General features: G+C 66.0%; 16 protein-coding genes. 12 read left to right on the top strand and 4 right to left on the bottom strand.

Going from position 1 to position 19,954, the window contains the following annotated elements:
* Nucleotides 1-2 precede the first annotated feature (2 nt).
* A complete protein-coding gene (locus R2676_RS24645) occupies nt 3-1,745 on the top strand; it encodes an efflux transporter outer membrane subunit (protein ID WP_316857640.1) in 1,743 nt (580 codons plus the stop codon).
* 287 nt (nt 1,746-2,032) lie between these two features.
* On the opposite strand, the gene panE is transcribed toward R2676_RS24645, so the two are convergent.
* Nucleotides 2,033-2,986 (bottom strand): 2-dehydropantoate 2-reductase, encoded by a 954-nt coding sequence (gene panE / locus R2676_RS24640; RefSeq protein ID WP_206273320.1) that lies wholly within the window; start codon nt 2,984-2,986, stop codon nt 2,033-2,035.
* A gap of 166 nt (nt 2,987-3,152) precedes the next feature.
* Here panE and ttcA point away from each other — a divergent pair, with 166 nt between their 5' ends.
* From ttcA to R2676_RS24605, 7 genes are all read left to right on the top strand, one after another.
* Nucleotides 3,153-4,100 (top strand): tRNA 2-thiocytidine(32) synthetase TtcA, encoded by a 948-nt coding sequence (gene ttcA / locus R2676_RS24635; RefSeq protein ID WP_027678562.1) that lies wholly within the window; start codon nt 3,153-3,155, stop codon nt 4,098-4,100.
* A gap of 338 nt (nt 4,101-4,438) precedes the next feature.
* A complete protein-coding gene (gene glmU, locus R2676_RS24630; RefSeq protein ID WP_206273208.1) occupies nt 4,439-5,806 on the top strand; it encodes a bifunctional UDP-N-acetylglucosamine diphosphorylase/glucosamine-1-phosphate N-acetyltransferase GlmU in 1,368 nt (455 codons plus the stop codon).
* Nucleotides 5,807-5,922: 116 nt separating this feature from the next.
* On the top strand, nt 5,923-7,761 hold the full coding sequence (glmS, locus tag R2676_RS24625; protein WP_027678560.1) for a glutamine--fructose-6-phosphate transaminase (isomerizing): 1,839 nt from the start codon (nt 5,923-5,925) through the stop codon (nt 7,759-7,761).
* A gap of 259 nt (nt 7,762-8,020) precedes the next feature.
* Nucleotides 8,021-9,487 (top strand): FAD-dependent monooxygenase, encoded by a 1,467-nt coding sequence (locus tag R2676_RS24620; RefSeq protein ID WP_206273209.1) that lies wholly within the window; start codon nt 8,021-8,023, stop codon nt 9,485-9,487.
* Between the two features lie 127 nt (nt 9,488-9,614).
* Nucleotides 9,615-9,887, top strand: a complete 273-nt coding sequence (locus R2676_RS24615) for a DUF1145 domain-containing protein (RefSeq protein ID WP_206273210.1) — start codon at nt 9,615-9,617, stop codon at nt 9,885-9,887.
* 108 nt (nt 9,888-9,995) lie between these two features.
* Nucleotides 9,996-10,916: a patatin-like phospholipase family protein gene (locus R2676_RS24610; RefSeq protein ID WP_206273211.1), complete on the top strand. Its 921-nt coding sequence runs from the start codon at nt 9,996-9,998 to the stop codon at nt 10,914-10,916.
* Between the two features lie 114 nt (nt 10,917-11,030).
* Nucleotides 11,031-12,044: a zinc-binding alcohol dehydrogenase family protein gene (locus tag R2676_RS24605; RefSeq protein ID WP_206273212.1), complete on the top strand. Its 1,014-nt coding sequence runs from the start codon at nt 11,031-11,033 to the stop codon at nt 12,042-12,044.
* A 1-nt stretch (nt 12,045) separates the two neighbouring features.
* On the opposite strand, the gene R2676_RS24600 is transcribed toward R2676_RS24605, so the two are convergent.
* Together R2676_RS24600 and rtcR are read right to left on the bottom strand one after the other, a co-directional pair.
* On the bottom strand, nt 12,046-12,960 hold the full coding sequence (locus R2676_RS24600) for a LysR family transcriptional regulator (RefSeq protein WP_206273213.1): 915 nt from the start codon (nt 12,958-12,960) through the stop codon (nt 12,046-12,048).
* 56 nt (nt 12,961-13,016) lie between these two features.
* Nucleotides 13,017-14,615, bottom strand: a complete 1,599-nt coding sequence (gene rtcR, locus R2676_RS24595; protein ID WP_206273214.1) for an RNA repair transcriptional activator RtcR — start codon at nt 14,613-14,615, stop codon at nt 13,017-13,019.
* A gap of 194 nt (nt 14,616-14,809) precedes the next feature.
* Between rtcR and R2676_RS24590 the strand changes: the two genes are divergently transcribed.
* The 4 genes from R2676_RS24590 to rtcA all read left to right on the top strand — a co-directional run bounded on the left by R2676_RS24590 (nt 14,810) and on the right by rtcA (nt 18,132).
* A complete protein-coding gene (locus R2676_RS24590; protein ID WP_102064298.1) occupies nt 14,810-15,223 on the top strand; it encodes a zinc-ribbon domain-containing protein in 414 nt (137 codons plus the stop codon).
* Nucleotides 15,220-16,434 (top strand): RtcB family protein, encoded by a 1,215-nt coding sequence (locus R2676_RS24585; RefSeq protein ID WP_206273215.1) that lies wholly within the window; start codon nt 15,220-15,222, stop codon nt 16,432-16,434. Before R2676_RS24590 ends, R2676_RS24585 begins: the two co-directional genes overlap by 4 nt.
* 11 nt (nt 16,435-16,445) lie before the next feature.
* Nucleotides 16,446-16,970, top strand: coding sequence for a hypothetical protein (locus R2676_RS24580; RefSeq protein WP_206273216.1), 525 nt, complete (start codon nt 16,446-16,448; stop codon nt 16,968-16,970).
* A gap of 94 nt (nt 16,971-17,064) precedes the next feature.
* A complete protein-coding gene (gene rtcA / locus R2676_RS24575; protein WP_206273217.1) occupies nt 17,065-18,132 on the top strand; it encodes an RNA 3'-terminal phosphate cyclase in 1,068 nt (355 codons plus the stop codon).
* Nucleotides 18,133-18,154: 22 nt separating this feature from the next.
* On the opposite strand, the gene R2676_RS24570 is transcribed toward rtcA, so the two are convergent.
* On the bottom strand, nt 18,155-19,951 hold the full coding sequence (locus R2676_RS24570) for a thiamine pyrophosphate-requiring protein (RefSeq protein ID WP_027678515.1): 1,797 nt from the start codon (nt 19,949-19,951) through the stop codon (nt 18,155-18,157).
* Between the last annotated feature and the right edge of the window lie 3 nt (nt 19,952-19,954).

The following is a 19,954-nucleotide window of genomic DNA, read 5'->3' as shown; positions in this document are numbered from 1 at the left end:
GGATGGTGCGGATTTCGTGGGGGGAGGGGCGTGATGTTGATGGTGCATCCCTTGTTTCGTCCCCTGGCGGGGCCGACTTACTTTCTTTGTCTTGCCAAAGAAAGGTAAGCAAAGAAAGGCGCGCCCGAGATGGCGAATTCCCCTTGAATTTATGTAACCGGGCGGAGACGGGGAAAACTCGCTTCGCTCAGACAGTTCCCCGTCTTGTTTCCGCCCGCTTACAGAAATTCAAGGCGCCATCTAGGGCAGGGTACGGCCAAACCATCGGTGGGCACCTGTTGGCGGTGGGGCGAGCGGTGGTGGGTGGCGAGCGGTTGCTTGGCGTTGTGATTGTTGCCGCGTTATCTCTGAGCGGCTGTGCCGTTGGTCCCGATTTCAAGGCACCCGCGGGGCCGGCGGCTACCGGCTATTCCGCGCAGCCTGTTTCGCGCGAAACCGCATCCGCGCCCGTGGTTGGCGGCGAAGCGCAGCATCTTGTCGATGCCAATGTGCCGGCGGATTGGTGGCGCTTGTTCCGATCGCTGGCGCTGGATGCGTTGGTGGACGAGGCGTTGCGCGCGAGCCCGTCCGTCGCGCAGGCAGAGGCGCGTTTGCGTCAAGCGCAGGCCGAAGCGCAGGCGCAGTTCGGCTATGCGTTGCCGTCGGTGGATGGCACCGTGTCAGCGGTGCGTCAGCAGATCAACCCGGAGGCGTTCGGTTTCAACACGCCCAAGCCGGGGCCGTTCACGCTGTATTCGGCGTCGCTGTCGGTGTCGTATGCGCTGGATATTTTTGGCGGCGTGCGCAGGGCGCTGGAAGCATCGCAAGCGCAGGTCGATACGCAGCGTTATGAACTGGAAGCGGCGCGGCTGTCTCTGGCGGGCAATGTGGTGACGACCGTGGTGCGGATTGCCGCGCTGGATGCGCAGATCGCGACCACGCAGCGATTGGCGGCCGAGCAGCGCAAGCAGTTGGAGATAACCGAGCGGAGGTTGAGCGTGGGCGGCGTCGCGCAGGTCGATGCGTTCTCGCAGCGCACGCTCGTCGCGCAGACCGACGCCACGTTGCCGCCGCTCGTGCAACAGGCTGCGCAGCAGCGGCACCGTCTATCGGTATTGCTGGGCCGCGAGCCCGGCGCTGGGTTGCCGGACTTGCCGTCGCTCGACGCGCTGCATCTGCCCGACCCGCTGCCGGTGTCGCTGCCATCCACGCTCGCGCAGCGCCGCCCCGACATCCGCGCTGCCGAAGCGATGTGGCACGAAGCCAGCGCCAACGTGGGCGTGGCCACCGCCAACCTGTTCCCACGCATCACGTTGTCCGCAGGCCTGGGTTCGGAAACCACCAGCTTCCGCAACCTCCTCGGCGCCGGGTCGAGCATCTGGAACCTGGGCGCCGGGCTCACGCAGCCAATCTTCCACGGGGGCTCCCTGCGCGCCAAAAAACGCGAAGCCGAAGCCGCCTACGATGCAGCCGGCGCCGCCTACAAACAAGCCGTATTGCAAGGTCTGCAAGAGGTGGCCGACGCCCTGCACGCCGTCAACAACGACGCCCAAACGCTACAGGCCCGAGCGCTCGCAACCGACCAGGCGCAACAGACCCTGCGCGCCGCCCAAGCTCGCCACGCCGCCGGCGGCATCAGCACGCTAACGTTGCTGGACGCCCAACGCCAGGTCGATGAGGCCACGCTGCAGCAGGTGCAGAGCCAAGCCGACAGGTTGCTAGACTCCGCCGCGCTCATGCAGGCATTGGGTGGCGGTTGGCAATAGGCAAATGACAAGCAGCGATCCAGAGTGGCGCCGCTGGCAGTAGACGGTTTGCTTTTCCTTGCCCTAGATGGCGCCTTGGATTTTTGTTGCGGGGAGGATCAAGGAAGGAGCCTTGTCTGAGCGCAGCGAGTTTGGCTCCTTCCCCTCCCCGCGACACAAATCCAAGGAGGGGGTCGCCATCTCGGGCGCGCCTTTCTTTGCTTACTTTCTTTGGCAAGACAAAGAAAGTGAGTCAGCCCCGCCAGGGGATGAAACAGGCGTGAACCCAACGCGCAAAATAAAAACAGTCAGCCAGCCGCCCGCAACAACCGCTGCTGATAAGCCTGCAAATGCGCAAACGCCACCCGCAGCAGCGACACATCAACGCCCAACGCCCGCCCACGGCGCAGCATGTCCCCCACGATGTGATCCGCCTCCACCCGCGCGCCACTCTCCAGATCCCGCAGCATCGATGCCGTCAGCGGTGACCCCGCCTGCGTCAGCACGTTCAGCGCACGCTCGCGCGCCGCCTGCCGATTCGGATACCCCGACGCCGCCGCCACGCGCTCGCACGCGTGGAACATCGCCTCATTCAGCGCCGCGCCCTCATCCGTGGCAACAATCTCGCCCACCGTCGCCCGCATCAGGCACGTCATTGCCGCCAGCGAAGTGAGGAACGTGAATTTCTCCCACATGTCCTGCATGACGTTCTCGGCCAGCACGGAATCAAAGTGGGCCGTGGCAAACACATCGCGAATCGCCTCGGTGCGCTCGCGGGGCGCATGCGGCGTGCGCTCGCCAAAGGTGATCGAATGCGCGGCGGGGCCCTGCCCGTTGCTCAGATGCAGGACCGCACCATCCGGCGCACTCGTCGCACTGATGTGGCACAGCCCACCGAGCACCCGCGATTCACCAAACGCCGCATCCAGACGTTCCAGATGCGCCAGCCCGTTGAGCACCGGCAGTACCACCGTGCGCTCACCGACCACGGGGCGGATGGCCGTGATGGCGTCTTCCAGGTCGTAGGCCTTGCAGCTCAGCAGCACCAGGTCGGCACGGCCCCAAGCCGCCGCCTGGTCTGCCGTGATGGTCTGCACAGGCAATTGCGCATCGCCGTGCGGGCTGCGGATCACGAGACCGTGTTCGCGCAACCGCGCCGCACGCGCAGGGCGCACCAGGAATGTCACGTCCGCGCCCGCCTGGGCGAGCCGCCCGCCGAAATAACCGCCGGTGCCACCGGCGCCAAGCACCAGAATCCGCATTGCTGTCGTCATGGGGTTCGTTTCCATCGAGCCAAAGATAGGCAAACCATTCTAGGCCTGTTCGCGCGACCCTGCAGGCGGCGCCCCGCGCGCGCTAAAATGCTGATTTTCCTCACAATTTGACGCCCGTCCGGCCATTATTCAGCGCTGGCGGGGTCGATAAGCCATGACGTTTTCCAATAATTTCCACCGCCTCGAAACCCGTCTGCAGTCGCAGGTTGGCCGCGCCATCGGCGACTTCAAGATGATCGAAGACGGCGACACCATCCTCGTGTGCCTGTCCGGCGGCAAGGATTCGTACACGATGCTGTCGGTGCTGATGGCGCTGCAGAAGCGCGCGCCGGTCGACTTCAAGCTGATTGCGATGAACCTCGACCAGAAGCAGCCCGGCTTTCCGGAAGAGGTGCTGCCCAACTACCTGAAGAAGCTGGGCGTGGAATATGTGATCGTCGAGGCGGACACCTATTCGATCGTCAAGGAGAAGGTGCCCGAGGGCAAGACGACGTGCTCGCTGTGCTCGCGCCTGCGCCGCGGCGTGATCTACCGCACGGCCAAGGAGCTGGGCGCCAACAAGATCGCGCTGGGCCATCACCGCGACGACATCGTCAACACCTTCTTCCTGAACATGTTCTTCGGCGGCAAGATGAAGTCGATGCCGCCCAAGTTGGCCACCGACAACGGCGACCACATCGTCATCCGGCCGCTCGCCTATTGCGCGGAAAAGGACATCGCTTCCTACGCCCGCGCGATGGAATTCCCGATCATCCCGTGCAACCTCTGCGGCTCGCAGGAAAACCTGCAGCGCAAGAAGGTCAAGGAGATGCTGCTGGAGTGGGAGCGCCAGACGCCGGGCCGCATCGACAACATCTTCGCTTCGCTGCAGAACGTCGTGCCGTCGCACCTGGCCGATACCGATCTGTTCGACTTCAACGGCCTGACCACGGGCCTGGCGAAGATCGGCGAAGACGCGCTGTTCGGCCAGACTGCCTACGACCAGGCCCCGCTGGTGTTTGCCGGCTCGCACGACGACCGCATCGAGTTCGTGCGGTTTGAGCGCAAACCAGGCGACAAGCCCGCCGAGCAAGCCGTGCCCGGGGAGGCCGCGGCAAGCTGAGCGCGACCCGCTTCACACCGGGTGGCACACGGTGCGCACATGCGCGCCACGCGCCATGCCGGGCGTCCGCCATCCGCCCGACCGGCCAGCGGGCTACCCGTCTCGGTCATGGCGCAATTGCAACAATTCCACCGTTTGACCGGTTCAGGGGGAGGGTGGGCCCCATGCTAGAATTTTTCCATCTGTGTCTTATACGCCGCAAAAGCGCCCCGCAGAAGGGTTTGCAGGCGGTCCGGCCATCCTGAGGGGAGGTGGCGGGCGGTGGGTTCCAGGCAGCCAATCCCGGTGCCGGCAACCCGTCGCAGGCTATCGCTTCGAGTCACTCTAGGAACCTCCTTGTGAATATCGTCATCCTGGCTGCAGGCATGGGCAAACGCATGCGCTCCGCCCTGCCGAAAGTGCTGCACCCCCTGGCCGGCAAAGCGCTGCTGGCGCACGTCATTGAAACCGCGCGCACCCTGTCGCCGACGCGGCTGGTTGTGGTTGTCGGTCATGGCGGCGATCGGGTGCGCGAGATGGTTGGCGCGCCCGACATCGCTTTCGCCACGCAAGACAAGCAACTTGGCACGGGCCACGCCGTCATGCAGGCCGTGGACCAGCTCGACGAGAGCGTGCCCACCCTGGTGCTCTACGGCGATGTGCCGCTCACCCGCGCTGAAACGCTGAACGCGCTGGTGGGTGCCGCCGGCAACGACCACCTGGGCGTGCTGACCGTGCATCTAGGCGACCCGACCGGCTACGGCCGCATCGTGCGCGACGCCGCCGGCCGCATCACGCGCATCGTCGAGCAGAAAGACGCCAACGAAACGCAACTCGCCATCCATGAGGTGAACACCGGCATCCTCGTGTGCCCGACGGCCAAGCTCAAGAGCTGGCTTGCCACGCTCTCCAACGACAACGCGCAGGGCGAGTACTACCTGACCGACGTGATCGAGCGCGCCGCCAGCGAAGGCGTGCCCATCACGTCCGCCCATCCGCTGGCCGAGTGGGAAACGCTGGGCGTGAACAGCAAGGTGCAGCTGGCGGAGCTGGAGCGCATTCACCAGCGCAACATCGCACAGCAACTGCTGGAAGACGGCGTGACGCTCGTCGACCCGGCGCGCATCGACGTGCGCGGCAAGCTCACCTGCGGCCGCGACGTGGTGATCGACGTCAACTGCATCTTCGAGGGCGATGTCACGCTGGCTGACGGCGTGCGCATCGGCGCCAATGCGGTGATCCGCGATGCCGCGATCGAGGCCGGCGCCGAGATTCTGCCGTTCTGCCACATTGAGCGCGCCAAGGTTGGCGCCGACTCGCGCATCGGCCCGTACGCGCGCCTGCGACCGGGCACCGAGCTGGCCGAAGACGTGCACATCGGCAACTTTGTCGAGGTCAAGAACAGCCAGATCGCGGCGCACAGCAAGGCCAACCACCTGGCCTACGTGGGCGACGCCACGGTCGGCTCGCGCGTCAACATCGGCGCGGGCACCATCACGTGCAACTACGACGGCGCGAACAAATTCCGCACCGTCATCGAAGACGACGCCTTCATCGGTTCCGACACGCAGCTCGTGGCGCCGGTGCGCGTTGGCAAGGGTGCGACGCTGGGCGCCGGCACCACGCTGACCAAGGATGCGCCCGACGGCAAGCTGACGGTCTCGCGGGCGCGGCAGGTCACCATCGACAGCTGGCAGCGCCCGGTCAAGCAGAAGAAGGAAGGCTGACAGGTTTTCTCCTGCGCCGAACAGCGGATGCCGCTTCGGCACACGAGCATCGATACTGAATTACCGAGTGCGGCGCACATTGAACGTGCGGCCGCACCCCAACTGGAGAAATCAACATGTGCGGTATCGTTGGCGCGGTTTCCACGCGCAATATCGTTCCCGTCCTGATCGAAGGCCTGCGCCGCCTGGAATACCGCGGCTATGACTCATGCGGCGTCGCCGTGCAGCGTGACGGACAGCTAGAGCGCGCACGCACCGTGTCGCGCGTGGCCGATCTCGATGCCCAGGCACAGACCAGCCACCTCGATGGCGCCATCGGCATCGCGCACACCCGCTGGGCCACGCATGGCCGGCCGGATACCGTCAACGCGCACCCGCACTTCTCGGGCGACACCATCGCTCTGGTCCACAACGGCATCATCGAAAACTACGAGGCGCTGCGCGAAGAACTCAAAGCCGTCGGCTACGGCTTTGAATCGCAGACGGATACGGAAGTCGTCGCGCACTTGATCCACCAGGCCTACACGTACCCCAGCAGCGCCACGCGCGGCGACCTGTTCGCCTCGGTGCGTGCCTCGGTCAAGCGCCTGCACGGCGCCTATGCGATTGCCGTGTTTGCACGCGACAACCCCGACGTGGTGGTGGGCGCGCGCGCCGGCTCGCCGCTGGTGGTGGCGATCGGCGAGAACGAATCGTTCCTCGCCTCCGACGCGCTGGCCGTGGCCGGCACCGCCAGCCGCATGGCCTACCTGGAAGAAGGCGACGTGGTGGAACTCACTCGCGACGGCTTCACCGTGGCCGATGCAAACGACAAGATCGTCGAGCGTGAAGTGAAGGAAGTCGGCACCTACGCTGCCGCTGTGGAACTCGGCCCCTTCCGCCACTTCATGCAGAAGGAAATCTTCGAGCAGCCGCGCGCCCTGGGCGACACGCTCGAAGGCGTGCAAGGCTTTGCGCCTGACCTGTTTGGCCCCGAGGCGGCCCAGGTGCTGCCCAAGGTCGACAGCGTGCTGATCCTGGCCTGCGGCACGAGCTACTACTCGGGCTGCACGGCCAAGTACTGGCTTGAATCGATCGCCAAGATCCCGACGCAGGTCGAGGTTGCCAGCGAATACCGCTACCGCGAGACGGTGCCCAACCCGAACGCGCTCGTCGTCGTGATCTCGCAATCGGGCGAAACCGCCGACACGCTGGCCGCACTGCGCCACGCACGCGAACTGGGCCACACGCATACGCTCGCCATCTGCAACGTGGCGACCAGCGCCATGGTGCGCGAGACGCAGCTCAAGTTCCTCACGCGCGCCGGCACCGAGATCGGCGTGGCGTCCACCAAGGCGTTCACCACGCAGCTGGCCGCGCTGTACATGCTGGCGCTGACGTTCGCCAAGCTGCGCGGTCATCTGAATGCCGAGCAGGAAGAAGATGCGCTGCGCCATCTGCGCCACCTGCCGTCGGCGCTGAACGCGGTGCTGGCGCTCGAGCCGCAGATCATCGCGTGGTCGGACGAATTTGCCCGCCGCGAAAACGCACTGTTCCTCGGCCGCGGTCTGCATTACCCGATCGCCCTGGAAGGTGCGCTCAAGCTCAAGGAAATTTCGTACATCCACGCAGAGGCCTACCCGGCCGGCGAACTCAAGCACGGCCCGCTGGCCCTGGTGACTGAGCAGATGCCGGTCGTGACCGTCGCCCCGAACGACGCGCTGCTCGAAAAGCTCAAGTCGAACATCCAGGAAGTGCGCGCGCGCGGGGGCAAGCTGTACGTGTTTGCCGATGCCGATACGCATATCCAGTCGAGCGACGGCATCCAGGTGATCCGCATGCCGGAGCACTACGGCCAGCTCTCGCCGATCCTGCACGTGGTGCCGCTGCAACTGCTGGCGTATCACACGGCACTGGCGCGCGGCACCGACGTCGACAAGCCGCGTAACCTGGCGAAATCGGTGACTGTCGAATAAGTTTCGGCAGGCGCAGAAACAGAAAAGGCCGTCCTTCGGGACGGCCTTTTTTCGTGGTGTGCGCTTCGCCAGACAAGCATTCGCTCCACCGTTGCCTCAAGTATACCGCGGCCCCTGGGGCTTGCGGGAAGCCCCGGCGGCCGCAGTAGCATCGCCCCCCATCTTGAAGCCGACCGAAAGGAGGGTGAGACATGCGTGTGACGCCATCGACGTTTCGAGCACAGGGCAGGGCCGTGGTGATGCAAGCCGGAGGTGCGAAATGAGCGGGCATGCCGTGGTGATTGCCGGCGGTGGGCCGACGGGGCTCATGCTCGCGGCCGAGCTGGCCCTGGCCGGCATCGACGTCGCCATTGTCGAGCGCCGCGCCAACCAGGATGTGGTGGGTGTGCGTGCCCTGGGCCTGCATGCACGGTCGATCGAGGTGCTCGACCAGCGTGGCGTGGCCGAGCGGTTTGTCTCGCAGGGCAAGACCTATCCGGTCGTGCACTTCGGCGAGAACCCGCTGGACATCAGCGACTTCCCGACCCGGCACAACTATGTGCTCGGCCTGTGGCAGCACCACACCGAGCGCCTCCTCGCGCAGTGGGTCGGCGAGCTGGGCGTGCCGTTCTATCGCGCGCGTCAAGTCACCGGCTTCTCGCAGGACGGCAGCGGCGTCGACGTCACGCTGTCCGACGGCGAGGTGCTGCGGGCGCAATACCTCGTGGGCTGCGATGGCGGGCGCAGCGCTGTCCGCAAGGCCGCCGGCATTGAGTTTGCAGGCTGGGACGCCACGACCAGCTGGCTCATCGCCGAGGTACACGCCACGCAGCCGCCGCCCCCCTTCGGCTTCAAATACGATGCCATCGGCCGGCACGCTGTCGCTCCCATGGAAGATGGCAAGTGCGTCCGCGTGGTGCTGACCGAGCGACAACTCGGCACCGACAATGCGCCCACGCTGGCCGACCTGAGCGAGGCGCTGATCGCCGTCTATGGCACCGACTTTGGTGCGCATCGGCCGAACTGGATTTCGCGGTTTTCCGATATGGCCCGCCAGGCGGTGGCCTACCGCGACAAACGTGTGCTCCTGGCAGGCGACGCCGCGCACGTGCATCCGCCCATGGGCGGGCAGGGCCTGAACATGGGCATGCAGGATGCCGTGAACCTGGGTTGGAAGCTGGCCGCCGTCATCAAACGGACGGCGCCCGAAAGCCTGCTCGACAGCTATCACGCCGAGCGCCATCCGGTGGCCGCACGCACGTTGCGCAATACGCTGGCGCAGGTGGTGCTGCTTCGCCAGGACGAGCGCTCCAAGGCGCTGAGCGAGATCACCTCGGAGCTGTTTCGCATGGATGAACCGCGCCGGCGCCTGGTCGGGATGGTCTCGGCGCTCGATGTGCGCTACGACTTTGGCGAAGGGCATCCGCTGCTTGGCCGCCGCATGCCCGATCTCGACCTGGACACCGCCCAAGGCCCGGTGCGCGTTTTCCAGCTGTTGCACGCGGCGGGCGCGGTGCTGATCAACTTCGGCCCGGCGGATGCCATCGACATCGCGCCATGGGCCGATCGCGTGCGGCGGGTGGACGCCCGCCACGCAGGCGCCTGGACGCTGCCCGTGGTGGGCACGGTGCCCGCGCCGTCCGCTGTGCTGGTCCGCCCCGACGGCCACGTGGCGTGGGTCGGTGACGGAACGACCGAGGGGCTGCAGGCGGCGTTGCAGCAGTGGTTCGGCACGGCGACGGCCTGACGCCGCCCGCCGGCAGATACAGCCGGGTGGAGGGCGGCGTCTATCCAGGTGTTTGAAGCGGCCGGAGGGGCAACAGTGGCCGGTATGCTGCATGGCATCGGAATCACCGTCCCTCTGGAGCCTTGGCATGTTCAACGTCCTCAGCAAGATCGTCCTGCTCGCCGTGTATGGCCTCGCGCTGGCCAGCTATGCCAGGCCCCTCCCGCTGTCGGCCGACGCCATCGGCTGGTTGCGCATCGTGGCGCTGGTGCTGCTGGCCGCCCACCTGCTGGAAGTGGTGCTGTGCTTTCGCAAGGTGGCGCTGCACAAGGGCCCGTTGTTCGACAGCGTGCTGCTGACGTTGCTGTTCGGTTTTCTGCACTGGAAGCCGCTGGCGGACGCCGCGCGGCAAGCTCGCTGATTCCGACTGACCGGCCCTACTAGCCGCAGCGGCGGGGCAGACCTACTCTAGTTCCAGTCGTCCCTGGATGGACCAGTTGGGACTCCTTGCTGCAACGCGGCATCGATCATGGACAGAGTGGAACGAACGGCGTTTGTCTTTGCCGGTGGCGGCAGCCTCGGCGCCATCGAGGCCGGCATGCTGCGCGAGCTGGTGGCGTCCGGTGTGGTGCCCGACATGGTGGTGGGTGCCTCGGCCGGCGCCATCAACGCCGCCTTTTTTGCGTGCAATCCGCATGCGGCCGGCACGGCGCAGCTCGAGGCACTGTGGCGCAGCGTGCGGCGCGCCGACGTGATGCCGTGGTCCTGGCGCGCAATGTTCAGCATGCTGGGCATCCTGGGCGGCCGACGTGAGCACCTCGTCGATGCGTCCGGCCTGCAGCGCCTGCTGGCGCGGCATTTTGCGCAGACCCTGCTTGAGTCGGCCACGCTGCCGCTGCATGTGGTGGCCACCGACATGCGCACCGGCGCCGAGGTGGTGCTGTCGTCTGGCGCCATCGTGCCGGCCGTGCTGGCCAGCGCCGCCATTCCAGGCGTGTTTCCGCCCGTGCGTATTGGCGACCGGCTCTTGATCGACGGCGGCGTCGCCAACAACACGCCGATCTCCGCGGCCATCCGGCTGGGCGCCACACGCGTCGTCGTACTGCCGGCAGGGTTTGCGTGTGCGGACCGCCGTGCCCCGCGCAGCGCCATCGAGCACGCGCTGAACGCCTTGTCGCTGCTGGTCGCGCGTCAGCTTGTGCAAGACCTGGAGCGATGGGCCGGGCAGGTGCCCATTACCGTTGTGCCGCCGCTGTGCCCGCTCGATGTGTCGCCCTACGACTACGCCCGCTGTGGCGAATTGATCGACCGCGCCGCTGCTGCCACGGCGGCATGGCTCGCAGCCGATGGTCTGGCGGCTACTGGCATCCCGGGCGCGCTGCGTGAGCATGACCACAACGAAGATCACCCGAACTGCAGCGCAGACCTCCACGGCGTGCACGCAGCTTGATGCGGCAGGGTGCGATTTTCTGTCCGGCATTGAAACTGAATCTGCGCCGCGCGTCTGTTTCGCCCAGCGTTGCGCGCCCATGATGCGGCTATCCAATTCACTGGAATGTCCGCCATGAAAGCCGTTGCCTACTACCAAAGCCTGCCCATCGACCGCCCCGAGGCGCTCGTCGACCTGACCCTGCCCGAACCTACGCCAGGCCCGCGCGACTTGCTTGTGGAAGTGCGCGCCATCTCCGTCAACCCGGTCGATGTGAAGGTGCGCGCCGGCATGCCGCCGGTGGATGGTCAGCCCCGCGTGCTGGGCTGGGATGCTGCCGGCGTGGTGCGCGCTGTCGGCGCCGAGGTGTCGCTCTTCAAGCCGGGTGATGCGGTGTGGTATGCCGGTGCCCTGCAGCGCCCGGGCACCAATAGCGAGCTGCATGTCGTGGACGAACGCGTGGTCGGCGCGATGCCCGCCACGCTCGGGTTTGCGCAGGCAGCGGCGCTGCCGCTCACCGCCATCACCGCCTGGGAATTGCTCTTCGACCGGCTGCAGGTGCCGGAATCTGCGGCGCCCAGCGGCAAGACGTTGTTGATCGTCGGTGCGGCAGGCGGTGTGGGATCGGTGCTTGTACAGCTCGCGCGCCGGTTGACGGGCCTGACCGTGATCGGCACCGCCTCGCGCCCGGAGACGGCCGCCTGGGTGCGGGAGCTGGGCGCCCACCATGTGATCAACCATGCGCAGCCGCTGGCCGCGGAACTGCATCGCATTGGTGTGCCGGCGGTGGATTACATCGCCAGCCTGAACCAGACCGAACACCACTTCGAACAGATCGTCGAGGCGCTCAAGCCGCAAGGCCGCCTTGCCTTGATCGACGACCCGGCGCAGCTCGACGTGCGCAAGCTCAAGGCGAAGAGCCTGTCGCTGCACTGGGAGTTCATGTACACGCGCTCCATGTTCAGCACGGACGACCAGATCGAGCAGCACCGCCTGCTCAACCGCGTGGCCGCTCTCATCGACGAAGGCACGTTGCGCTCCACCATGAACGAGCACTTCGGCACGATCAATGCCGCCAACCTCAAGCGCGCGCATGCCTTGATCGAAAGCAATCAGGCGCGCGGCAAGATCGTGCTGGAAGGGTTTTGACTCAGGCGTCCGCCAGATAACCGGCAATGCGGTCTTGCAGGAAGTCGCGCAGCCGCATCAGCGTGGGCGACAGCGTGAGGCGGTGCGTGCAGATCAAATGCAGCGGCGCTGCCTCGCCGTGCCAGTCGGTGAGTGCGGCTTGCAGCCGGCCGGCGCGCAGATCGGCCAAGACGTCCAGCCGCGACTTGTAAGCGATGCCATGCCCCGCAACGGCCCAGCGGCGCACGAGTTCGCCGTCGTCGGCAATGCGGTTGCCGGTGACGCGCACAACGTGCGCCTGACCGTCGTCGCTCGCGCCGTGAAAGGTCCACTGGTCGTGCGTGGTGTCGGACAGGGCCAGCAACAGGCAATTGTGCTGACGCAGATCGTCCGGCGTCTTCGGCACGCCGTGGCGCGCAAAGTAGGCCGGCGCCGCGCACAGCACGCGGCGGTTGTCCGGCGCCAGCGGCAACGCCACGAGGGACGAGTCCTCGGGCTCGCCATAGCGCACCGCGACATCGACGCGCTGCCGGAACATGTCGACCAGCCGGTCGCCGATGCGCACCTGAAGCGCCACCGCTGGGTGCTCGGTGAGGAAGTCGTCGAGCCAGCCGGTGAGCACGTTGCGGCCGAGGTCTGACGGAATCGACAGCGACACATCGCCGCCGATGGCTTGCCGCCCCAGCGCGAGCGCGTCCTGCCCGGCCTGCAGATCCGCCAGCGCACGGCGCGCATGTTGCAGGTAGCGCTCGCCTTCCTGCGTGAGCGCCAGGCTGCGCGTGGAGCGCGCCAGCAGCCGCACGCCGAGTTCCGCCTCCAACCGCTTGATGGCCGCGCTTGCTGCCGCGGGGGCAATGTTCAACACGCGTGCGGCCGCCGACAGGCTGCCGTTATCCACGGCCAGCACGAGGATGGTGAGGTCGTCCAGGCGGATCATGGCGTGTGGTGTCGAGTGCGAAGGCGTCGAAGGATGGACGGCATCTTACCGAGCGCCTAGCCGGCGCGCACGGTCGCCCAATCCAGTCCGAACCGTGCGAGGTATTTGCGCAGACGGTCGGCGTCATTCACCTTGGCCTTCTCGGTGCGCGACACGTCGAAGAGCCGGCGCCCGGCGTCGGACAGCGATGCCGATTCGCGGCACACGGCAATCACGTTTTCCAGCTGCATGCGGTCGAACAGGTCGATCGATGCCGCCGCGTCGCCGATCAGGTTGGCAAGGCGGTCGCCTTTGCCTGCCGGATCCGGTTCGGCCCACGTGCGTTGCAGACGGGCGATTTCGTCTGCGACATCGGCTTCGGTAATGCGTCCGCCCTCGGCCAGCGTTGCCAGCCGCGTGACGCTGGCCGACAGCTCGCGAAAGTTGCCCGTCCAGCGCGCCTGCGGCGAAGTGACGAACTTCAGGTAGATGCGGCGCGCCTCGGTATGGAAGCGCACTTGCTCACCGTGCTCGCGTGCAAACCGGGCGAGTTCGAAATCGAGGTTCGGTTCCAGATCTTCGGGGCGATCGGCCAGGCCCGGCAGGTCGAAGGTCCACAGATTGATCCGCGCGTATAAGTCTTCGCGAAAGCGCCCCTCGGCCACCCACTGCCGCAGGTCGCGCACGGTGCCCGCGATGAGCTGGAAATCGCTTTCGACTTCGCGGTCGCTGCCGAACGGCAGGAAGCGCTTCTCTTCGATGGCCTTGAGCAGCATGGCTTGTTCGTCCAGGCCCAGTTCGCCAATCTCATCGAGAAACAGCAGGCCGCCATCCGCGCTGCGCAGCAGGCCCGCGCGTTCGGTCTGTGCGCCGGTGAAGGCGCCTTTCACGTGGCCGAAGAGCGCCGACATGGCGCTGTCGCCCCGCAGCGTGGCGCAGTTCACCTCGACAAAGCGGCCTGCCAGCTGGTGCCGCGCCTTCTTCATCTCGTACACCCGCCGCGCGAGGAACGACTTGCCCGCGCCGGTCGGCCCGAACAGCAGCATCGGCGACTTGGAACGCGAAGCCACGCGCTCGATCTGCTCGATCATCCGGTTGAACGCCGGGTTGCGCGTGGCAATGCCGGACTTCAGCAGCGACACCGTGTCTTCGCGCTCGCGTGCAAAGCGCGTGGCGATCTTGTCGTAGCGCGAGAGGTCCAGGTCGATGACGCTGTAGCTGCCGGACGTGTTGCCGAGTTCCTTCTTGCGCGGCGGCGCCGTCTGGATGAGCTGCGCCGGCAGGTAGCGCGCCTCGGCCAGCAGGAACCAGCAGATCTGCGCGACGTGCGTGCCCGTGGTGATGTGGAGGAGGTAGTCCTCTGCCTCGGTGTCGAAGGCATAGCTGCGGGTGAAATCGTGCAGCGTGCTGTAGACCTCTTCGAAGTCCCACGGGTCGCGTAGCGTGACTTCGACGCTGCGCACTTCGGTTTCAGGCGACACAGCGGCGATGTCCGCGCGCAGCCGTTCGAACAGGCCGCGGCTGCGGGCATCGTGCAGCAGCTCCAGGCGGTGGATGACGAGGTCGTCCTGCTGGCACAGGCCGACGGTCGGCCGCCACCGTTCCCAGCGCTGCGCGCCCTTGCCCACGTAGTCGAGCGTGGTACCGACGAAACCGATCGCGACGTTTTTGCGCATCCCGCGTGTTTATCTAAAAAGATAAACAAATATATCGATAGATCGATATTTCGGGAAGTTTCGCGTGCCTACATCTGCGTTGGATGCGTGAAAATTCAACAAAATCAAGATGTTGCGAAGTTGATCGTTCCATGGGGAGTGACCTGGCATACCCATTGCACTAGGGGAAGTGTCCAACTCAGCAGGAGCGCACCATGATCAGCGGTAAACAGAAGCGCGCCGCCATCATGGCGCGGCGCCACGAGCGGCGAGAACAGGCAAAGATTGCCTGCCTGCGGGCACGCGCGCCGGTGTCGCTTCCACCTCCGCCTCCACCGCGAGGTAGCTTGCCGGTGGATGTGTCGCAACTGGCGCCGCACAACAGCTGGGGATCCGGTCTGCCCCGCTTCGCACAACACGGTTACTACGTCGATCAGTGGTACGCCTGCGTCGATTGCGGAAAGCACGAGGTCTGGACCGCCGCACAGCAGAAATGGTGGTATGAAACCGCCAAGGGCTATATCGACTCGATCGCCATCCGCTGCAAACCGTGCCGAGTGGCGCGACGCAGCGGCCGCACGATCAGCAAGAAGAACAACGACAACAACAAAGGAAGCAACGCATCATGAGCAGCTACAACACCCTCCACGTCGACAACGGCGCCGACATCAAGCTGTGGACCAACGGCGTGCCGGTAGAAGACGACGCCCGCAAGCAGTTGATGAACACGGCCAAGATGCCGTTCATCTTCAAGCACCTGGCGGTGATGCCGGACGTGCACCTGGGTAAGGGTTCGACCATCGGCAGCGTGATCCCCACGCAGGGCGCGATCATCCCGGCGGCCGTCGGTGTGGATATCGGCTGCGGCATGATGGCCGCCCGTACGACGCTCACGGCGGCTGATTTGCCGGACAACCTGCACGGCCTGCGCAGCGCCATTGAAGCGGCGGTGCCGCACGGCCGTACGCCGGGCCCGCGCGACAAGGGTGCCTGGAACACGCCGCCGGAAACCGTGGATGCCATGTGGGGTGAACTGGCCGATGGCTTCAAGCGCATCACCGACAAGTACCCGAAGTTGAAGAACACCAACAACTACAAGCACCTGGGAACGCTCGGTACGGGCAACCACTTCATCGAGGTCTGCCTCGATGAAGAGCAGCGCGTCTGGTTCATGCTGCACTCCGGTTCGCGCGGCGTGGGTAACGCCATCGGCAACCTGTTCATCGAACTGGCGCAGGCCGATATGCGACAGCACATCGCCAACCTGCCGGACCGCGACCTGGCGTACTTCGAAGAAGGCAGCGAGCACTTCAACGATTACGTTGAAGCCGTCGGTTGGGCGCAGGATTACGCGCGCCGCAACCGCGCCACGATGATGCAGAACGTGATTGCGGCCGCGCGCAAGGTCATCGCCAAGCCGTTTGCAGCCGACGTGGAAGCGGTGAACTGTCACCACAACTATGTGCAGCGCGAAACCCACTTCGGGCGCGAAGTGCTGGTGACGCGCAAGGGCGCGGTGTCGGCGCAGAAGGGGCAGCTTGGGATCATCCCGGGGTCGATGGGCGCAAAGAGCTTCATCGTGCGCGGGCTCGGTAACGAAGACGCGTTCTGTTCGTGCAGCCACGGCGCAGGCCGCACCATGAGCCGCACGCAGGCCAAGAAGCGCTTCACGGTTGATGACCAGATCCGCGCCACGGCCCACGTGGAGTGCCGCAAGGACGCCGACGTGATCGACGAGATCCCGATGGCCTACAAGGACATCGACCACGTGATGGCTGCGCAGGCGGATCTGGTGGAGATCGTCCACACGCTGCGCCAGGTGGTGTGTGTGAAGGGTTAAGAGCATCGACCATGCTGACGCGTGTCGAGAGCCCTGACATGGAGGCGATGCGCCGGCGCTTGTGGCATGCCGGCTGCGTTTTTGATTTCGTGCTGTATCGCGTTGAAGGGCCGGAAGGGCCGGACGCACCCGGCACTGAGATTCACCGTCAGGCGCTGGCCGGCTTGTTCGCGCAGCTCGAGTGGCCGGCACAAGACGTCCAGTTGGGCCGTGCTTGTCCGAGGCGCCTTGACCCACTGGAAGTCCGTGCGCTGGCAGAAGAAGGCGGACCGTTGGAGCGGGCGTTCCTCGATCCGCCTTACGGCACGAAGCTCGACCGGAAGGACTTCCGGGATTGGCTCGCAACGCTGTGCGTTCTTCCAGATGACGATCTGGAAGCCGTCGACTGGGTGGGTAACCCGGACGACGAGCCCGAGCGCAGCACGTGGAGTGACTACTTTGATGCGGGAAAGGAATGGTGGGGCATCTGGTGCCTGACCGTCTTCAACCCCCGATGCCGCACGCTGTGTGTGCTGGCAGCAAGCACCACCGATTGAGATTGAGACGGGCGAGCACGCTCGCGAAGCCCGTGCGACCTGATGCACATGCGGCGGCGAGGCGCACACCAACAAAGAACAAGAAGAACAGACCATGAACACCCTATTGCAACGACACGCTCGGCACGCACAACGCGCGCAGGCCGATTGCATCGAACTGGACGGCGCACAAGGTGAAGGGGGCGGGCAGATCCTGCGCACGGCGCTCACGCTGTCCATGCTGACCGGCACGCCATTCCGGATCGAGAACATCCGCGCCAAGCGTTCGAAGCCGGGCTTGCTGCGCCAGCATCTGACGGCGGTGCAGGCTGCCGTGCAGATCAGCGGTGCGACGGTAGAGGGCGCAGAAGCAGGCTCGCAGACGCTGCGGTTTGCGCCGGGTGCCATCCGTGGCGGCGATTACCGCTTCGCCATTGGCACCGCCGGCAGTTGCACGCTGGTGCTGCAGACGATCCTCCCAGCGCTTTGGTTTGCCGACGCGCCGAACACCGTGTCAGTCAGCGGCGGCACGCACAACCGCGCCGCACCGCCGGTCGATTTCCTCATCCGGGCATGGCTGCCGCTGGTGGCGCGCATGGGCGTGACGCAGACGCTCGCGCTCAAGCGCCACGGCTTCTATCCCGCAGGCGGCGGCGAGGTGGTCGCGACGGTAACGCCGTGCACGGGTGTGTTGACGCCGCTACACCTGACGGAGCGCGGTGCGCAACGGGCGCTTCGTGCCGAAGGCATCGTTGCCGGCGTGCGCGGCAGCGTGGCGCGGCGCGAGCTGGACACGTTGACGCGTCTCGTGCCGGGCGTCGAGTGCACGGTCCGGGACCTCGGCAACGCGGAAGGCCCCGGCAATGCGCTCGTGCTCGACATCGAGCATGAGCACGTGACCGAAGTCTTCACGGGCTTCGGCGAGCGTGGCGTGACGGCGGAGACGATCGGCAAGGAAGTCGCCGCTGCCGCGCAGCGCTACCTGCACAGCACCGCAGCCGTGGACGAATACCTGGCGGATCAGCTTGTGCTGCCGATGGCGCTCGCAGGCGCCGGTGCTTTCACGGTGGTCACCGCGTCATCGCACCTGCTGACCAACATCGGCGTGATCGAGAAGTTCCTGCCGGTGGCGGTGGCGGTGCGCCCGCTGGAATCCGGCGCCGTCCACGTCGAAGTGGCCTGACTGCACCGACGCCACTTCCGTGTCACTCCTTGTCCTTGTGCACCGGGAACAGCGCCGACAGCACCTGTCGCGCTGTCCCGCGCAGCACGCCGCTCGCGTCCGGGTCGCCGTACGCCAAGGCCGTCGCAAAGTTGCGGGCCTGCTGCAACGTGACGTGCGGCGGCAGCGGCGGTACATCGGGGTCCGTCTTCACCTCCAGCACCACGGGGCGGTCGGCGTCGAGCGCTTCATCCCACGCGCCGGCCAACTGGTCGGGGTTGTCGACGTAGATGCCCTTCAGGCCGATCAACTCGGCAAAGCGGTGATACGGCACGTCAGGGATGTCCTGTGACGCCGGGAACTTCGGGTCGCCTTCCATCACGCGCTGCTCCCAGGTGACTTCGTTCAGATCCTGATTGTTGAGCACCATGCAGATCCACTTGGGAGACTTCCACCGCTTCCAGTATTTCGACACGGTGATGAGTTCGGCCATGTTGTTCATCTGCATGGCGCCGTCGCCCACGAGTGCGATGACAGGGCGATCGGGATGCGCGAACTTGGCGGCAATCGCGTAGGGCACCGCCGCCCCCATCGATGCCAAGCCGCCCGAGAGCGAGCCCATCATGCCGGGCTTGAACTTGAGATCGCGCGCGTACCAGTTGGCGCAGGTGCCGGAATCGCTGGTGACGATCACGTTGCTCGGCAGCTTCGGTGACAACTCCCAGAACACGCGCTGCGGGTTGACGGGGTAGGCCGGCTGCAGCGCACGGTCTTCCAGCGTCTTCCACCAGCTTTCATTCCAACGGGCAATGCGGTCCGGCCAGTAGCGATCGGTCTTGCGCTGCAGCAGCGGCAGCAGCGCACGCAGCGTCTGCGCACTGTCGCCCACGAGGTTGACCTCCATCGGATAGCGCAGCCCGAGCATGCCGGGGTCGAGGTCGATCTGCACACCGCGCGCCTGGCCTTCCTTGGGCAGGAATTCCGCATAGGGGAAGCCGGAGCCCACCATCAGCAGCGTGTCGCAGTGGCTCATCAGCTCCCAACTCGGCTCGGTGCCCAGCAGGCCGATGGCGCCTGTCACATAGGGCAACTCGTCGGGCAGGACGGCCTTGCCGAGCAGCGCCTTGGCCACGCCCGCGCCCAGCGTTTCCGCCACGGCCGCCACTTCTGCGCTGGCCCCGAGTGCGCCCGCGCCGACAAGCATCGCCACCCGGCGGCCGCTGTTGAGGATGTCCGCCGCGCGTTCCAGATCGGCCGCTTGCGGGATCACGCTCGGCGCGCTGTAGCCCACGCCCGAGTGCACCGTGCCATGCGCGCGCGGCGGCTCGGTGTAGGGCATTTCCTGCAAATCGTTGGGCAGCACGAGCGCCGTCACCCGGCGCTGCCCGATGGCGATGCGCACGGCGCGATCCAGCAGATGCCGCACCTGCGCCGGCATGCTGGCCTGGTGGACAAACGCGCCGGCCACGTCGCGGAACATCGCCGCGAGATCCACCTCCTGCTGGTAATGCCCGCCGACCGCCGTGCGGGCCTGCTGGCCGGTAATCGCCAGCACCGGCATGTGGTCGAGCCGCGCGTCGTACAGCCCCGTGATGAGGTGCGTGGCACCCGGCCCGGACGTTGCCATGCACACGCCCAGCTCGCCCGTGAACTTGGCGTGCGCCGAGGCCATGAAGGCGGCCATCTCTTCATGCCGCACCTGCACGAACTCGATCTTGCCGCCCGCGCGCTGCAGGGCCCCGAACATGCCGTTGATGCCGTCGCCGGGGTAGCCAAAGATGCGCCGCACACCCCAGTCATACAGGCGCGCGACGAGGAAATCGGAGACGGTGGCTCGCATGGT

It is taken from the genome of Ralstonia flatus, assembly GCF_958439105.1.
Lineage (GTDB): Bacteria > Pseudomonadota > Gammaproteobacteria > Burkholderiales > Burkholderiaceae > Ralstonia > Ralstonia flatus.
Note: the sequence above shows the minus strand (reverse complement) of the source record. Positions and strands in the feature narration are given on the sequence as shown.

Bases quoted from the DNA above. Each gene is read 5' to 3' on its own strand.
- R2676_RS24585 (WP_206273215.1), top strand. From the start codon at position 15,220: ATGAGCAGCTACAACACCCTCCACGTCGACAACGGCGCCGACATCAAG.
- rtcR (WP_206273214.1), bottom strand. From the start codon at position 14,615: ATGCGCAAAAACGTCGCGATCGGTTTCGTCGGTACCACGCTCGACTAC.
- R2676_RS24600 (WP_206273213.1), bottom strand. From the start codon at position 12,960: ATGATCCGCCTGGACGACCTCACCATCCTCGTGCTGGCCGTGGATAAC.
- glmS (WP_027678560.1), top strand. From the start codon at position 5,923: ATGTGCGGTATCGTTGGCGCGGTTTCCACGCGCAATATCGTTCCCGTC.
- R2676_RS24605 (WP_206273212.1), top strand. From the start codon at position 11,031: ATGAAAGCCGTTGCCTACTACCAAAGCCTGCCCATCGACCGCCCCGAG.
- R2676_RS24570 (WP_027678515.1), bottom strand. From the start codon at position 19,951: ATGCGAGCCACCGTCTCCGATTTCCTCGTCGCGCGCCTGTATGACTGG.
- R2676_RS24645 (WP_316857640.1), top strand. From the start codon at position 3: ATGGTGCGGATTTCGTGGGGGGAGGGGCGTGATGTTGATGGTGCATCC.
- panE (WP_206273320.1), bottom strand. From the start codon at position 2,986: ATGCGGATTCTGGTGCTTGGCGCCGGTGGCACCGGCGGTTATTTCGGC.
- R2676_RS24590 (WP_102064298.1), top strand. From the start codon at position 14,810: ATGATCAGCGGTAAACAGAAGCGCGCCGCCATCATGGCGCGGCGCCAC.
- R2676_RS24615 (WP_206273210.1), top strand. From the start codon at position 9,615: ATGTTCAACGTCCTCAGCAAGATCGTCCTGCTCGCCGTGTATGGCCTC.
- ttcA (WP_027678562.1), top strand. From the start codon at position 3,153: ATGACGTTTTCCAATAATTTCCACCGCCTCGAAACCCGTCTGCAGTCG.
- R2676_RS24580 (WP_206273216.1), top strand. From the start codon at position 16,446: ATGCTGACGCGTGTCGAGAGCCCTGACATGGAGGCGATGCGCCGGCGC.
- R2676_RS24620 (WP_206273209.1), top strand. From the start codon at position 8,021: ATGAGCGGGCATGCCGTGGTGATTGCCGGCGGTGGGCCGACGGGGCTC.
- rtcA (WP_206273217.1), top strand. From the start codon at position 17,065: ATGAACACCCTATTGCAACGACACGCTCGGCACGCACAACGCGCGCAG.
- R2676_RS24610 (WP_206273211.1), top strand. From the start codon at position 9,996: ATGGACAGAGTGGAACGAACGGCGTTTGTCTTTGCCGGTGGCGGCAGC.